Source organism: Rhodococcus sp. NPDC058639 (assembly GCF_042717545.1).
Taxonomy (GTDB): domain Bacteria; phylum Actinomycetota; class Actinomycetes; order Mycobacteriales; family Mycobacteriaceae; genus Rhodococcus.
In genome coordinates this window covers 302095-317461 of the sequence record NZ_JBHXRF010000006.1, presented here as the reverse complement: position 1 = coordinate 317461, position 15367 = coordinate 302095, and the positions used below count along the sequence as shown (strand labels likewise).

The following is a 15367-nucleotide window of genomic DNA, read 5'->3' as shown; positions in this document are numbered from 1 at the left end:
GCGACCGAAGCGACGTCTTTCGGCCGCGGGCTCCGATGTAACACGGGGGCGCGTTTGCGCGACGTGTGATGTGACCCGCCCGCATCCTCGCACCGGATGTCCGACAGGTGAAACGGATTGGAAAACCCATGGCTAATGGAACGTCGCCGTCACGCGGCAAGATTTTCGCGGGCGTGCTCGCGCCTCTCGCGCTCGGGGTCGCGGCGGCAGTCGCCATCGCGTGGCCGCAACCGACCCCGCCCACTGTCGCCGACCCCGCTCTGGCGGGCCTGGCATCGACGGCCGACTGCCATGACATGGTCAGCATCGGCGTCGGCGGACGTGGAGACACCCCGCGCGACCAGTCGAAGATGCTCGTCGACGAAAAGGGCAACAAGTTGCCCGCCGCGCAGCAGGGCGCGTACGGGAGCATGTGGGTGGACCCCGTGATCAACGCACCGCTGAAGGATCACGAGGCGGACAACGGATACGCGGCGATCTACGTCGAGTATCCCGCCGACCTGTCGAGCTACGAAGACGCCGTGACCAAGGGCGCCGAAAACACCATCCAGGTCATGAAGGCGATCCAGGCCTCCTGCCCCGACACGCAGTTCGCCATCGTGGGCTTCAGCGAAGGCGCGGATGTGGTCCGGCGTGCAGCGATGCAGATCGGCAACCAGGAGCAGAACGCGGACGGCACCTGGCCCAGTGGTGATCCCTCTGCGGTCACGGGAGTCGTCATTCTGTCCGACGCCGGCCGCGGTGTCGACGGAGGTTTCTTCCCAGGCGCCGAGGATCCCAGCAATCCAGACGGCTTCGACCGCCCCTACGAGCCCGGCAGCGGGCCGGCTCCCGGCAGCGGTGCGCTGCCCGGAACGACCGGCGAGTTCGGCTATCTGGACGGCAAGGTTGCCTCTTTCTGCTCCGAAGGCGACTTCGCGTGCTCGACGCCGGACAACATCGCCCTGATCGAACTGCTCGTCAACCTCGGCCGTCAGGTCAACGGTGATGCGTTCGAGCGGGAAGGGCTGTCCCCTGCCACAGGTGCCGATCTCGCCCAGGTCATCGGCCGGGTCGCGTTGCTCGCGCTCGCCGATGTGTCCGCCAACGAGGGCTGGATGCAGTCCGACGAGACGTTCCTCGACGTTCTGATCAAGGTGTCCGACCCCAAGTACGTCCCGAATGCCCCCGCGACGACGCCCGTCGCAGCCGACGGTTCCGCGCCCATCCCGGCGGACCGCCTGGCCAACCTCGCGTACCTCCCGGAGAAGCTCCTCAAGGAGGTCATCGGATTCGTGCGGAGCAACCAGAACACCCTCGCGGTGATCATGAGCGATCCGTACGACCAGACCTTCGGCTACAACGAGGAGACCCGAGACCACTACGGGCACCACTTCGACTACTGGGACGACGACATCGACGGTCAGGGCACCAGCACCGTCGAGTACGCAGCCGCGTGGCTCAACCACCTGGCCGAGCAGGCCAAGCAGGGTAAGCCCGTGTCCAGCGACGCCGAAGCAAAGGCGATCCGGATGATGGCCGCCGCCGAAGCTGCGGAAGCCTCCGAGACCACGGAGACCTCCGAGACGACACCCGCGCCCGCCTCGCCCAGCGATCAGGCGAACCCGCAGACGTCGCCGGCTCAGGACGGCACCGTGCCGGCACCGTCCGCTCCGGCACCGGGTGCTCCTGCACCGGGCGTCGCCCCCGCTCCGACCGCCCCGTCCGGCGCGCCCTCCGTGGCTCCGGCTCCGGTTCCGGGCACCGTTCCCGCCCCCGAAGGTGCCGGCGTGCCGGCGCCGACCACGGGCGAGCCCACCCCCGGTCAGCCGACCACCGGTGAGCCGACAACGGAGCAGCCGACAGGCACCACCGCCCCGGCCACCACGACGGTGCCTACGACGACCCCGTCGCCGCAGCCCGTTTCCTGACACACCCAGCAACTCGGCGCCAGTACTCGCAGCTTCGACCCCCGGCCTCCCCCGAGCGCCGCGGTCGTACCGCGAGTCCTGGCGCCGAGTTTTTTCTTCGGCTCCAGTAGCGTGAGGACCGACCGGTCCGAATCCTGACACCGGGAGGTGTTCCGGACGGAATTCCTTGCCGGCAGTCTCGACAGCGCGCTCCCTGACCCGAACGGTCGACGACACGCTGCTTCTTCACCGCCTGCGTGGAGGGACTCACAGCATGGCCGAGCACGACGAACCGCAGAGTTCTTCCCTCCCCACCGCGATCCGGGTGCGTGGTGCGCACGTGAACAACCTGCGGCACATCGACGTGGATCTTCCGCTGAACACGCTCGTCTCCATCGCCGGCGTCTCCGGGTCCGGAAAGTCGTCGCTCGCTCTCGGGGTGCTCTACGCGGAGGGATCGCGACGCTATGTCGAGGCGCTGTCCACCTACACGCGCCGGCGGCTGACGCAGGCCGCCCGTGCAGCGGTCGACAGTGTCGAGCACGTCCCTGCCGCGCTCGCACTCCGCCAGCGGCCCGCAATTCCCCGGGGTGCGCTCCACGTTCGGAACCTCCACCGAACTGCTGAACAGTCTCCGGCTGATCTTCTCCCGTCTCGGTCGCCACCGGTGTCCCAACGGGCACCTGATGGAACCCACGATCGATGTCGCCCGCGATGTGCCACTGACCTGCCCCGTGTGCGGGGTCGTGTTCGCCCCGCCGAGCGCCGAGTCCTTCGCGTTCAACAGCGAAGGCGCGTGCGAGCGCTGTGGGGGTACCGGCATCGTCCGCGACGTCGACGACCCGTCGAAGAACGGGAAGCTGTTCGAACTCAATGTCACCTACCGCAATGCCCACCAGTCCGTCGTCGAAGCGTTGAAGAAGGCGGAGACGGAAAAGGGCCTGGGACGGATCGGTTCTTCTTGGGGGTGGCGGCAAGCCACCTCTGTTCTCATGTAACTCTCTAGCCTATGACCGACGAAGCAAAGCACATCGGCATCCTGCTCTTCGCCGAAGTCGAAGAGCTTGATGCGATCGGCCCGTGGGAAGTGTTGTCCTTTTGGACCAAGAAGTGGCCGGACGATGGTTGGAAGGTGTTCACCTTCTCCCAGTCCGGTGGGGCAGTACTGTGCGCCAAAGGCTTAACTGTTCACGCCGATTACAGCGAGTCTGATCGACCCGAAATAGACGTGTTGGTTTACCCCGGCGGTCAAGGCACTCGACGACAGCTCGACGACAGCGCTCGACTCGATTGGGTGCAGCGTCGCCGCGACGATGGCACTCTTATGACGAGTGTGTGCACAGGTGCGCTGGTATACGCCGCGGCCGGCATCCTACGAAACCGACCCGCGACCACCCACTGGGCGTCGCTCGACCGACTCGCCGAGCTCGACCCAACAGTCGAGGTTCAGGGCGACGCACGATTCGTCGACTGCGGCGACACAATCACCGCAGCTGGCGTCTCTGCCGGTATCGACATGGCGCTGCACCTCGTTTCCCGGCTTGCAGGCGTTGAACGCGCTCGCCAGGTACGGCGTGGCATCCAATACGATCCGCAGCCTCCAGTGTGATCTCGCGCTAGCGGGCGCCCATGTTGATCGAGATCGTGTTCGTTCGACATCGACGATGACCTCGTCGCATCTGGGTGCTGCAATGCGACAAGCGGCTGGGCGTAGCAAGGTGGCCTCCCGTGGGTCGCAGGCGCACTCGGCATCAAAGCACTGCCAGCAACCTCGGAGACTGGCCCCAGGGCGAGAATCGCTCGTTGAGTTGGCGCCCCGTCGAATCAACTGGCTAACGTGAACCGTAAAGATGCGCGACCTCAATGACGAGACCACATCTCGACCGCGCCTCGTCGACTCTCTCCACGGGGGAACGCCAGCGCGTGCAGCTCTCCCGCGCCGTCCGCAATCGCACCCACCGGCGTTCTGTACGCACTCGACGAGCCCTCCATCGGGATGCACCCGTCCAACATCGACGGGCTCATCGCGGTCATCAGGAAGCTGCTCGCGGATGGGAACTCCGTCGCCGTCGTAGACCACGACACCCAGGTCCTCCGGGGAGCGGACTGGCTCATCGAGATCGGTCCCGGCTCCGGCGGAGGGCGGCACCGTCATCGCGTCCAGCACGCTGCCGGAACTCGAGAGCAACGATCGGTCCCTTATCGCGCCGTTCCTCACGGACACGGTGCACGAGCGTGTCCGTCCACGGGCCGAGGCCGGTGCGGTGTTCGATCACGGGCACATCCGGATGTCCACCACCCCGATCCACACGGTCCATGCCCTCGACGTCGACCTGCCCAAAGGACGGCTCACCGCCGTCACGGGCGTGTCCGGTTCCGGTAAGACGACTGTGATCCTCGAGAGCCTCGTCCCGGCCCTCACCGCAGTCGCTGCGGGGAAGAAGCTTCCCTCTCACGTGACGAGCATCGATCCCGCCGGCATCGGTAACGTCGCGGTTGTCGACGCCGCTCCCATCGGCCTGAACGTCCGTTCGACCGTGGCCACCTACAGCGGTGTGCTCGACGAGTTGGGGCGCGCGTACGCCGCCACCCCCGACGCGAAGGAACGCGGCCTGAAAGCCGGCGATTTCTCCTACAACACCGGGTCGCTGCGGTGCCCGGACTGCGACGGCACCGGGCAGATCTCTCACGACGTCCAGTTCCTCCCCGACGTCGACATCGTCTGTCCCGGATGCGAGGGGGCCCGCTACAACGCCGCCGCCCACGACATCCTCCGCACCGTGCGCCCCGCCGCCGGAGAGCAACGCGAAGCACTCTCGCTACCCGTGGTGCTCCGGCTCACCGTCGAACAGGCTCTTACCGAACTCGCCGACCTCGAGAAGGTCCACAACCGGCTCCGGGTGCTCGCGGACCTCGGCCTCGGGTATCTCCCCCTCGGTGAAGCGACCACCACCCTTTCCGGTGGCGAGGCACAACGGCTCGAGCTGTCCGCCGACATCGACCGAGATCAGCACGACACCCTGTTCGTGCTGGACGAGCCCTCGATCGGACTGCATCCCCTCGACGTGCAGACTCTCCTCCGGGTGCTCGAGCGTCTCATCGTCCGCGGTGCCACCGTCGTCATCATCGAGCACGATCTCGACATGATCCGCAACGCCGACTACGTAATCGACCTCGGCCCGGGAGGGGGCACCTCCGGGGGGCGCATCACCGCCACGGGAACGCCGGACGACATCGCCGCGGACGCCGACAGTACTACGGGCCGATATCTCTGATGTGCGGCGACTCCGCGAAGCGGACTGCTGACTGTGGGTTCGCTGTGAGCGATGACCGTGCCGGTCACGTCGACCCACCTACAAACGAAACTTGCCCCGCCATCAGGCGGGGCAAGTTTTATATTCGGGTTACGTGGAGCTAAGGGGACTCGAACCCCTGACCCCCACACTGCCAGTGTGGTGCGCTACCAGCTGCGCCATAGCCCCGTATCCATTTTCTGCGCGTCGGGGGCAACCCCGTGCGCTGAAAGAAAGTTACACCATTGCGCTCGCCGCCAACAAATCGCCTGGTCGGCGGGGGAACGGTGGGAGACACCCTGCCGGGGCCTCCCACCGCGCCGCTAACCGGAAAGTTCGGCGATCCAGTTCTCGTTGCCGAGGGCATCGATGACGGTGCCGTTGTAGATCACGGCAGGCGTGCCGGTCGCGCCGGTCGTGGCGAGCTTCTGCCGACCAGCCTCGGCGTCGACGGCCGCCTGCTCCACGCGGGCTCCGTCGGCGATGCACTGCACGGTTTCGTCGGATGCGCCCGCATCGCGTGCCAGTTGCGCGAGTGCAGCGTTGTCGAGGTCGCTATCGCCGCCCTCCGCCGGCTGCGTATCGGGCGAGAGGAGCGTGTCGTGGAACTTGGAGAAGACCACCGCGTCACCGCTTTCCGCGACGCATTGCGCTGCGGCCACAGAACGTGTCGAGTAATCGCCGCTGCTGGACAGCCGGTCGAGGAACGCGAGGATGTGGTACCGGACAGCGACCTCGCCGTTGTCGATCGCCTGGGCGAGTTCCTGCGAGTGCTTGTGCTCGAGTTCGGCGCAGTACGGGCACATCGGGTCTTCGTACAGATCGATGGTGGCCGCGGCGTCGGGCCGGCCGAGGAGAATCGTCCCGTCGTCGAGGCTCACCTCCACCGCGGTGTTCTGCACCGTTCCGTATCCGTCGTTCCGGGCGTCGCTGCCGCCCGATGTCCACAGCACGCCGCCGATGACGAGCGCCGCGATCACCACGACAGCGACGCCGCCGAGGATGTAGGTGAACTTGTTCGACGTCGGCTCCGGGGTGTACTTCGCCGGTTTGACCTTCTTCGCATTCACGACATCTGCCCTTTGTTCGTCTGAGAATGTCCGGGTTCACTCTGCCACTGTGGACTGAGGGCGTACTGAGAGCGTCCGCGATCCGGGCCCGAGCGCGAGCGGTGTGCGCGGAAACACCATGAGCCACGCAGACGCCGCGAGGAATCCGAGGTCGCGCAGGATCTCGGAGAGGTAGTCCCAGGCCCCGACGTCGTTCACCACTCCTCCGCCGCCGAAGCACCCGCAGTCGATGGACAGACCGCGTGCCCACGCGGACGCGATCGCCGCGATGAGCACGACCAAGCCGATCGCACTCGCCACTGCCGCCGGTCGCACGGCAAGACCCACCAGCAGCAGTAGCCCCAGCGCGAGTTCGAGCGCCGGGAAGACCGCAGCGAAGGGCCGTACCAGATCGGACGGAAGGAGTTGGTACGCCCGTACCGCCACCACGGTCTGGGTGGGGTCGGAGAATTTGATCCACCCTGAGACCAGCCAGACGGCTGCGAGACCTACACGCGCGACCGTCGAGACGATACGAATCCACACTGTTTCGACACTACCGATCCTGTGCTCGGCTGCCAGTGTCGTTGCTCACGCCGTCGTTGCTCACGCCGCCGTCGCCGCTCACCGCGCGGTTCTTGCTCACCTCGTCGGCGGCGGGTGCCGCGTCGCGCGAGGGTCCGGCGAAGAACCACGGAATCGCGGCAATCAGCATGATCATGCCGGTGGCAGCGAATGCGGCCGAGAATGACAGGTGCTGGGCGAGCAGACCTGCCACGATCGGCCCGATCACGGTGCCGATGTCCGCCGTCATCTGGAAGGTCGCGAGTACTGGGCCGCCGCGGGCCTTGCTGCCCACCACATCGGCCACCGCGGCTTGCTGGGACGGGTTCGACAATCCCGACCCCATACCGGCTACGAACGAGGTGACGAGGAACAGCGCCACACTCTCGGTCAGGCCCATCACGATCGTCGACACGCCGCATACCAGCAGTCCGGCGAGCACGAAGGGCCGTCGTCCGTAACGGTCGGACCAGCGGCCGGATCGGATCAGAACGAGGGCGTTGCCCACGGCGAAGGCGGTCAGCGCCACGCCGGCGAACGCCTCACCCTGCTCGAGAGCTTCGACGACGAATAGCGGCACCATAGCGACGCGGACACCGAAGACCACCCAGCCGTTCGCGAAGTTCGACCCGAGCGCGGCGCGGTACACCGGGGAGCCGAGCGCTTCGCGCAGCCCCATGACCCGGAGTTCCTCACCCTTGCCCGGTTGCGCGAGGTGCGACGAGCGCAACCGCACGCCCACCACCGCAGCGGCGATCAGCAGGGCCACGGCGTAGATCAGGAAGGGAGCCCGCAGACCGAGGCCTGTCAGAGCGCCGCCCACGAGCGGTCCGAAGATGTTTCCGAGCAGGAAGCTGGTGGCGTACAGGCCCGAGACGCGACCACGGGCATCGGGCGGCGCGATACGCACCAGCAGGCCCAGTGCCGACACCGTGAACATCGTGGAGCCGATACCGCCGAGCCCCCGGAAGACGAGCAGCTGCCAGTAGGTTTCCGCAAAGGCACACGCGCCGGTCGAGACGGCCACGATGAGCAGCCCCGTGATGTAGATGGGCCGCTCCCCCAGCTTCTGGACGAGCCGCCCGCTGAACGGGGCAAATATCAGGCGCATCGCGGCGAAGGCCGAGATCACGACCGATGCGGCGGTCACTCCCACGTCGAAGCTGCGTGCGAATTGCGGGAGTGCCGGGGCGACGAGCCCGAAGCCGAGCGCGATGACGAAACTCGCCGCGACCAGAACCCAGATCTCCCGCGGCAACGCCGCCTCACGTGTACGCATGATGCCCACGATGTTAGCTACGCGCACGACCCGGCCGGCGCTGCGGATCTCCGCGCCGCGCGCCGACCGGGACGGGACCGATCAGGACAGGACCGACGACACGAGGTCCCGGGCTGCCTGCTGGACCTCCGCGAGATGCTCCGGTCCCCGGAACGACTCCGCATAGATCTTGTATACGTCCTCGGTCCCGGAGGGCCGGGCGGCGAACCATGCGTTCTCCGTGGTCACCTTCAGGCCACCGATAGCGGCGCCGTTGCCCGGCGCAGTGGTGAGCGTCGCGGTGATCGGCTCGCCGGCGAGTTCGGTGGCGTCGACCTGGTCGGGAGACAGCTTCGCGAGCACCGCCTTCTGGTCGCGCGTCGCCGGTGCGTCGACCCGGGCGTACGACGGACTGCCGTACCGGGCTGCGAGGTCTCCGTAGTACTGCGAGGGGCTCTTGCCCGCGACGGCCGTGATCTCGGCGGCGAGCAGAGCCAGGACGATGCCGTCCTTGTCGGTGGTCCAGACCGAGCCGTCGTGCCGGAGGAATGACGCACCTGCGCTCTCCTCGCCTCCGAAACCCAGGGAGCCGTCGAGCAGGCCCGGCACGAACCACTTGAAACCGACCGGCACCTCGAGCAGGGACCGGCCGAGGCCCGAGGCAACCCGGTCGATCATCGACGAGCTGACCAGGGTCTTGCCGACCTTGCTTTCGGCAGACCACCCGGGCCGGTTCCGGAACAGGTAGTCGATGGCCACCGCGAGGTAGTGGTTCGGATTGAGCAGACCGGCGTCCGGAGTGACGATGCCGTGCCGGTCGGCGTCGGCGTCGTTGCCGGTCGCCAAGTCGAAATCGTGACGGGCCTCGATCATGGACGCCATCGCATTGGGCGACGAGCAGTCCATGCGGATCTTGCCGTCGGTGTCGAGCGTCATGAATCGCCAGGTACCGTCGACCAGGGGGTTCACGACGGTGAGGTCCAGATCGTGCCGTTCTGCGATCTCACCCCAGTAGTCGACGCTCGCGCCACCCATGGGGTCGGCACCGATGCGCAGTCCTGCGGCGCGGATCGCGCCCAGGTCGACGACGTTCGGCAGATCGTCGATATAGGTCGCGAGGAAGTCGTATCGCCCTGCCCCGCCCAGCGCGGAGGCAACCGAAACCCGTTTCACACCGGCAAGTCCGGTAGCGAGCAGTTCGTTGGCACGTGCCGCGATCGCCGACGTCGCGTCACTGTCGGCAGGACCACCCGACGGTGGGTTGTACTTGAAGCCGCCGTCGCGCGGCGGGTTGTGAGAGGGGGTTACCACGATCCCGTCGGCACGGTGGCCGGCCCCGGCATTGTGCCGCAGGATCGCATGGCTGACCGCTGGCGTCGGGGTGTAGCGATCGCGGGAATCGACGACAACTTCGACGTCGTTGGCGACGAGCACCTCGAGCGCAGTCGCCCATGCCGGTTCGGACAGTGCATGCGTGTCGCGGCCGAGGAACAACGGTCCCCCGGTGCCCTGCCCCGCCCGGTATTCGACGATCGCCTGCGTCGTGGCGAGGATGTGGTCTTCATTGAACGCACCGGCGAGGCTCGAACCGCGATGCCCGGACGTTCCGAACGCCACCTGCTGCAGTGGGTCTTCCGGGTCCGGTTTCACGGTGTAGTACGCGGTGACCAAGTGTGCGAGATCTTCCAGATCCTCCGCAGTCGCCCGCTGCCCCGCTCGTTCGTGCGCCATGTGACCTCCTCGTCGACGGTATAGGTCTCATCTTGCCCGTGTGCGCGTGGGCATGCGCGAGGTACACCCCTGTTCGAGAGCGAACAGAAAACGATTCGAACGAAGGGTGTAGCCGCTCACGTGCCGGGTGCTGCGGCGGGCGAGATGCCGTGAGAGGAATCTCGCACTGCACGAAGATCATCCGAAAGGAGAAGTACCGTTGGCTGATTCGAACAACCCCGGCCAATTCGGCAACCGTCAGGACACCGAAGAACAAGCCCGTCGCGGTGGCTCCGAAACCGGCGTTTCCGTGAACTCATCAGCGGTCGCGGTCACCCGCGCGACATCACGCGACCGCGACGCTGTAAAACAGCAGTGTTCCAACATCTTCGAGGCGATCACCCGCGCCCTATTGCCGGTACGACTCGACCTCTCCCACCGGGCGCGGCTCCGCATCGTCGGGGTCGCCGCCGAATTCCGCTTTTGCCCGCCGCTGCCGAAGCAGATCCCAGCACTGATCGAGGCGCTGCTCCACTATGCGCAGTTCCTCGCGGTCCTCGTCGGAGACCCCGTCGCTTCCTGATTGCCTGCGCAACTCCTGCTCCCGCTGAACCAACTGTTCGATTCGCCCGAACAGATCTTCTGTCATCGTCGGCCTCCTTACTACACAGCGCGTATCGAAACAGTGCGTGCCGACGGCATAGCCGGTGGCGTGTATGCCAAACACTGTCGACGGAGGGCATCGCCCGCTGGGTCCGCTCGTCGCTTCCCCAGTTGGTCGGGATCACACCCGAATACTCGGAATACCCCGGGATGCGAGTGTGTTGAACGGGGCGGATCGGGACGGCACCGTGTCCCCCGGGCTCAATCCCGTTGCCGTCGCAGAGTTCCGTTCGGCTGGAGCTGCGATATGCCTTTCGCCGTGAGGCGACCGGACGTCCCGATCCACTTCGAACTTTCTGCCCGCCTTGCGGGCGACCTTCTCCCTGCGGCCTACAGGCGCGCTCCACGAGCCTTCGTTCTCGGGAGGGCAGCACCGGAGCCCGGCCGCGCATTTACCGGGAATCACCATCGTCCGCGGAGGACGAGGACCCGTCGGCATCGCCGAACATGACTGCGAGGCGCGCTTTGATCTCTGCTGTACTCATCGATCCACCTCGGCCGGCACGGCGGATGGGGTCCGAGGAAGAAGCAGACGACGTGCCGTTGGCGGAAAACGTGGAATCACTCATCTCGACCGGGTGGTCCTTTCAGGGCAATACTCGATATGGCCTACGTGCCTGGCCGGAGAACCGTCTCGATGACGGCTGAACCCGCTGCGGGCGAGAACCCCAGACAGACGGGCAACTGGCTGTACCCGGGTCCCCCGGCGCGATCACGCCGGCAGAGACCCCTTCTTTCTACCCCTGTTCCAAGTCCGATGCCACTCGGACAACCGACCAGTCGCGCCGAAATCGGTTGCCGCCCACAAGATCAGCTGCGCCCTATGCGTGGAGTGCCTATCGGCGAAAGCTCGGGCGATCAGCGGGACCGGTCCTCATGCCTGCCGACTGTATCCATCGGGCGGCCCGTCGGCGGAACATCCGTCGACGTCGCCGATCACGCGTATTCGGTTTTCACGTCCGCTGGGTTCCGATGATTTCCCCCCGACCCGCAGGTCATACCGGAGGACCGCTTCCGATCCACCCCGACAGGAGGGCACCGTGCCCGATTCCTACAACGTCGTCAGCACCCGCACGTTCACCGCGCCCGCCGAGGAGGTGTGGCGCGCGTGGCAGGACCCGGAACACGTCAAGCGGTGGTGGGGACCTCACGGTTTCACCGTGCCGGTCGCGGACCTCGACTTCCGGGTCGGTGGCACGTCGCTGGTCGGCATGCGCGCTCCGGCCGAGTACGGCGGACAGGACATGTTCAACACCTGGACCTACCGCAGGATCGAGCCGACCAGTCTGCTCGAGTTCGACCTCGCCTTCACCGATGCGTCGGGCACGCGGGTCGCATCCCCACCCGGGGTCCCGGACGACGTGCGGCACGTCATCACGTTCGTGCCGGGCACCGACGGCCGGACACTGCTGACCGTCACGGAGTTCGGGTACGCGGATGAACAGGCACGCGACCTGTCGAAGGCCGGGCTCGAGCAGTGCCTCGACAAGATGACGGATCTGCTGGCGAGCTAGCCGGAGCCCACGCAAAAAAGGACCCCGGGTGAGTGACCTCGAAAGGTCTCTCACCCGGGGTTTGGTGGAGCTGCCGGGAATCGAACCCGGGTCCTCCGCCGCCTCGCCAGGGCTTCTCCGTGTGCAGTTCGCTATGTCTCTACTTGGATCTCCCGTTCCCGCGAACAAGACGAGATGACGATCCCAGTCGCTGTTTGATGTCCCATACGACTCCGCGACCGAGCCGAACGGTAAAGCTCTCTAGTCGATGCCAGGATCCGGGTCGAGAGCAAACCCGGTCTGACAGAGACGCAATCGCTACTTAGGCAGCGAGGGCGTACTCGCGCTGAGTGGTCTCGGCGCTTAATTGGTTGCAGCGACGCTTACGGTGGTCTCTTGCCTGCACCGACACGCTTCCCCTAGCTCAACGTACGCAGTCGAAACCGTTCAGCCCCGCACGTCCCTGCGAGGTCGTGTAACCCCGCAGGACTACCCACTGTAGCGACGAATCCGTCCGTTGTCATTCTCATTGTCGCAGAGCGCCGGCGGAAGGGAATGAGCCTGCTCACACCGCATCGCTACCACTGGCGGACGCGGACCGGAGTCACCCGGATCGGGACCGAGTAATCGTCACGAAAGCGGGCGGGCGTGTAGTCGAGGGAGGCCATCTGCTGCTCGTACTTCTCCACGTATCGGTTCCAGTCGTCGTCCGGAACGTCGGCGTCGACGACGGCATGGCCCGTGAACACCGCTACGTCACCGCCGTGGGCATCCGAGTTCAGGTTGAGCGCCACGCGGGGATCGGCGTCGATGTTGGCGAGTTTGCGTGTGCCCGGCTGCGAGAACAGCAGGAAGCTGCCGTCCCTCCACAGGAACCACACGGGGGTCGGCACCGGCGTGGACTTCGCGTCCACGGTGGTCAGCCAGATCACCGATTCGTCGGCGAGCCTCCGCGCGACGGTGGCGGACAGGTCGAGGGTATCGGTCATCGGTCGCCTCCCGGCAGCTCACACGGACTCGCCGGCGAGCAGAGACGTGCCCGCAGGTCGCTGTCCCGAATAACCTTCAGGCTACGGTCGGCGCACAGGTTCCGGCCGGGCTTCGAGCAGACTCACGCCGCAACACTGATGAGGGCTACCGCGACCCCCGCAGCGATCATGCCGAACAACCGGAGGCGACCCACGCGTTCGCCCAGCACGATCATTGCGAGAAGGACCGTCGCAGCGGGATACAAGGCTGCGAGAACGCTCACGAGGGACAACATGCCCTGCTGGTACGCGAAGATGAGGGCACCGTTGGCGAGGACGTCGAGCGCACCGATCCCGATCAGGACCGGCATCATCGATTTGGTCGGCCACACCACGCCGCGCCATACCGCACCGATGACACACCACACGACGAGCGTCGCGGTCACGCGCGACACGGCGAGCCCCCACAGCCCGGTTCCCTCCTCGATCCGGCCGAGGGCGATGAACGACAGGGCGAACGTGACGCCCGATCCCACGGTCAGCCACGCGACCTTCGCGGTGAAGCGCGGGTGTTCCGTGCCGACGACGGTCTCGTCGGATTCCCAGCTGACAAGTGCGACTGCCACGACGGCAACGAAGATGCCGACGTAGGAAAGCGCTCCCGGCCGCTCACCGAGCGAGATGCCGACGACCACCGGGATGCCCGCCACGAGAACCGCGGTGAGCGGAGACACCACCGACATCGGGCCCGACGCGAGCGCCAGATAGAACCACCAGATCGCGATACCCCCGGCGACGCCCGCAACGGCTCCCCATCCGAGGGACGACACGGTCGGCTCGCCGCCCACTAACGGCGCGACCGCCAACGCGAGCAGGAGAGAAATCGGATAGGTGACCGCGACGACGCCGAGGGCGCTGGCACGACGCGACGAGGCTCCCCCAGCGAAGTCGCTGAGCCCGTACGCGAGCGCCGCGACCAACGCGAGGGCGACCGCGATCAGCGGCGCATACCCTTCACGCGTCGTCCCAGTTCGCGGGTCACCTCGCGTTCGGCGGTCCGGCGCGCGAGATCGTGGCGCTTGTCGTAGTCCTGCTTACCGCGCGCGAGCGCGAGCTCGACCTTGACCTTGCCGTCGGAAAAGTACATCGACAGCGGCACGAGAGTCTGGTTGCCCTCGCGGGTCTTGCCGACGAGGGTGTCGATCTCGCGGCGGTGCAGCAGCAGCTTGCGGGTGCGGCGCGGAGCATGGTTGGTCCATGTGCCGTGCCCGTATTCCGGGATGTGCAGTCCGCGCAGCCACACCTCACCGTCGTCGACGGTGGCGAATGCGTCGACGAGCGACGCCTTGCCCTCCCGCAGGCTCTTCACCTCGGTCCCGACGAGGGCGATACCCGCCTCGAAGGTGTCGATGATGGCGTAGTTGTGACGTGCCTTGCGGTTGGTCGCGATGACCTTCCGGCCCTTTTCCTTCACGTTCAGGCCCTTCCGGTCCTCGAGCGGTCGATACAGAACACAGTCCAGCATAGGAACCGCGGCAACTCGTTATTCACGCACGTACAGGCGAAGGGTCACGTACGAGGTCAATGCCGCCATTCCGACGCCGACGAGAACGAGGAACGGCGCGACGAAGAGGACGTCGCTGTCGGTGATGCGCGCGACGATGTTCGCGTCGTACACCTCGGAGAGCATGTCGTCGACGAACATGCTCTTGGCCGCGAAAAGCCCGCCGACCGCCAGCGCGGCACCGACCACCGCGGCGACCACAGCCTCGAGCAGGAACGGCAGCTGGGTGTACCAGCGGGTCGCGCCGACCAGCCGCATGATGCCCACCTCGGTCCGGCGTGTGAACGCCGCGATCTGCACCATGTTGGCGATGAGCAGCACCGCCGCGATCGCTTGGATGGTCGCGATCGCGAATGCGGCGTTCCGGATGCCGCCGAGCACGCCGAACAACCGCTCGACGAGGTCCTGCTGGTTGAGGACGCTGTCGACTCCGGGTCGCGTCCCGAATTCGTCCTGGATCATGGCGAACCGGTCCGGGTCCGACATCTTGATTTTGAACGACGCGGGGAAGCTGTCGGCGCTCACGAGTTCGGCGAGTTCGGGCTGGTCCGCGAACACGCGATCCGTCGCGTCGGCCACCGCATCGTCGCGGCTGAGGTACTGCACGGAGACGACGTCCTCGGTGTTCTCGATGTCGCTGCGCAGCGTGCTGCAGATCTCTTGCTCACACTCGGGGTCGAGCGAAGAGATGTCTTCGGTGAGGAACACCTGCACTTCCACGCGGTCGAGGAAGATCTGCTGCGTCTTGCCCGCCATCTGGACCACCAGCAGGCCGGCGCCGAACAACGCGAGAGAGATCGCGGTGGTGAGGACCATCGCGATCGTCATGGTGAGGTTTCGGCGCAGGCCGGTGGCGACCTCGCTGAACAGGAAACTGGCACGCATCGGGTGGGGGATCCTTCGGTTGCCGGGTGGA

13 protein-coding genes, 1 tRNA gene, 1 other RNA gene and 1 pseudogene are annotated in these 15367 nt (G+C 66.4%); 5 read left to right on the top strand and 11 right to left on the bottom strand.

Going from position 1 to position 15367, the window contains the following annotated elements; genetic code table 11:
* The first annotated feature begins 128 nt into the window (after positions 1 to 128).
* The 4 genes and pseudogenes from ACFWU2_RS14335 to ACFWU2_RS14320 all read left to right on the top strand — a co-directional run bounded on the left by ACFWU2_RS14335 (position 129) and on the right by ACFWU2_RS14320 (position 5164).
* Positions 129 to 1910, top strand: coding sequence for a cutinase family protein (locus ACFWU2_RS14335; RefSeq protein WP_378607057.1), 1782 nt, complete (start codon positions 129 to 131; stop codon positions 1908 to 1910).
* A gap of 253 nt (positions 1911 to 2163) precedes the next feature.
* A pseudogene (locus tag ACFWU2_RS14330) lies at positions 2164 to 2731 on the top strand (excinuclease ABC subunit UvrA); the annotation flags it as partial.
* A 167-nt stretch (positions 2732 to 2898) separates the two neighbouring features.
* On the top strand, positions 2899 to 3498 hold the full coding sequence (locus tag ACFWU2_RS14325) for a DJ-1/PfpI family protein (protein WP_378607054.1): 600 nt from the start codon (positions 2899 to 2901) through the stop codon (positions 3496 to 3498).
* Between the two features lie 616 nt (positions 3499 to 4114).
* Entirely contained in the window at positions 4115 to 5164 is a 1050-nt protein-coding gene (locus ACFWU2_RS14320; protein ID WP_378607051.1) for a hypothetical protein, read from the top strand.
* 134 nt (positions 5165 to 5298) lie between these two features.
* Here the strand turns inward: ACFWU2_RS14320 and ACFWU2_RS14315 are convergent.
* The 6 genes from ACFWU2_RS14315 to ACFWU2_RS14290 all read right to left on the bottom strand — a co-directional run bounded on the left by ACFWU2_RS14315 (position 5299) and on the right by ACFWU2_RS14290 (position 10412).
* Positions 5299 to 5371: transfer RNA gene (locus tag ACFWU2_RS14315), tRNA-Ala, on the bottom strand.
* Between the two features lie 134 nt (positions 5372 to 5505).
* Positions 5506 to 6252: a DsbA family protein gene (locus ACFWU2_RS14310; protein ID WP_378607048.1), complete on the bottom strand. Its 747-nt coding sequence runs from the start codon at positions 6250 to 6252 to the stop codon at positions 5506 to 5508.
* A gap of 36 nt (positions 6253 to 6288) precedes the next feature.
* The gene (locus tag ACFWU2_RS14305; RefSeq protein WP_378607045.1) at positions 6289 to 6777 is read right to left on the bottom strand and encodes a MauE/DoxX family redox-associated membrane protein; all 489 of its coding nucleotides are present in this window, start codon (positions 6775 to 6777) and stop codon (positions 6289 to 6291) included.
* A 10-nt stretch (positions 6778 to 6787) separates the two neighbouring features.
* Positions 6788 to 8074, bottom strand: a complete 1287-nt coding sequence (locus tag ACFWU2_RS14300; protein ID WP_378607042.1) for an MFS transporter — start codon at positions 8072 to 8074, stop codon at positions 6788 to 6790.
* 81 nt (positions 8075 to 8155) lie between these two features.
* Positions 8156 to 9784, bottom strand: coding sequence for a phosphoglucomutase (alpha-D-glucose-1,6-bisphosphate-dependent) (gene pgm, locus ACFWU2_RS14295; protein WP_378607039.1), 1629 nt, complete (start codon positions 9782 to 9784; stop codon positions 8156 to 8158).
* Between the two features lie 388 nt (positions 9785 to 10172).
* Positions 10173 to 10412 carry a DUF2630 family protein gene (locus ACFWU2_RS14290; RefSeq protein ID WP_378607036.1) on the bottom strand — a complete coding sequence of 80 codons (240 nt, stop codon included), beginning with the start codon at positions 10410 to 10412 and terminating at the stop codon, positions 10173 to 10175.
* Positions 10413 to 11466: 1054 nt separating this feature from the next.
* Between ACFWU2_RS14290 and ACFWU2_RS14285 the strand changes: the two genes are divergently transcribed.
* Complete coding sequence (locus tag ACFWU2_RS14285; RefSeq protein WP_378607033.1) at positions 11467 to 11940, top strand: SRPBCC domain-containing protein; 474 nt, start codon at positions 11467 to 11469, stop codon at positions 11938 to 11940.
* Between the two features lie 62 nt (positions 11941 to 12002).
* Here the strand turns inward: ACFWU2_RS14285 and ssrA are convergent.
* From ssrA to ftsX, 5 genes are all read right to left on the bottom strand, one after another.
* Positions 12003 to 12374: a transfer-messenger RNA gene (gene ssrA / locus ACFWU2_RS14280) on the bottom strand.
* A gap of 123 nt (positions 12375 to 12497) precedes the next feature.
* A complete protein-coding gene (locus tag ACFWU2_RS14275) occupies positions 12498 to 12908 on the bottom strand; it encodes a TIGR03667 family PPOX class F420-dependent oxidoreductase (RefSeq protein WP_378607030.1) in 411 nt (136 codons plus the stop codon).
* 122 nt (positions 12909 to 13030) lie between these two features.
* Positions 13031 to 13888: an EamA family transporter gene (locus ACFWU2_RS14270; protein ID WP_378607299.1), complete on the bottom strand. Its 858-nt coding sequence runs from the start codon at positions 13886 to 13888 to the stop codon at positions 13031 to 13033.
* The gene (smpB, locus tag ACFWU2_RS14265; protein WP_378607296.1) at positions 13885 to 14361 is read right to left on the bottom strand and encodes an SsrA-binding protein SmpB; all 477 of its coding nucleotides are present in this window, start codon (positions 14359 to 14361) and stop codon (positions 13885 to 13887) included. Before smpB ends, ACFWU2_RS14270 begins: the two co-directional genes overlap by 4 nt.
* A gap of 69 nt (positions 14362 to 14430) precedes the next feature.
* Positions 14431 to 15336 carry a permease-like cell division protein FtsX gene (ftsX, locus tag ACFWU2_RS14260; protein ID WP_378607027.1) on the bottom strand — a complete coding sequence of 302 codons (906 nt, stop codon included), beginning with the start codon at positions 15334 to 15336 and terminating at the stop codon, positions 14431 to 14433.
* Positions 15337 to 15367: the final 31 nt, after the last annotated feature.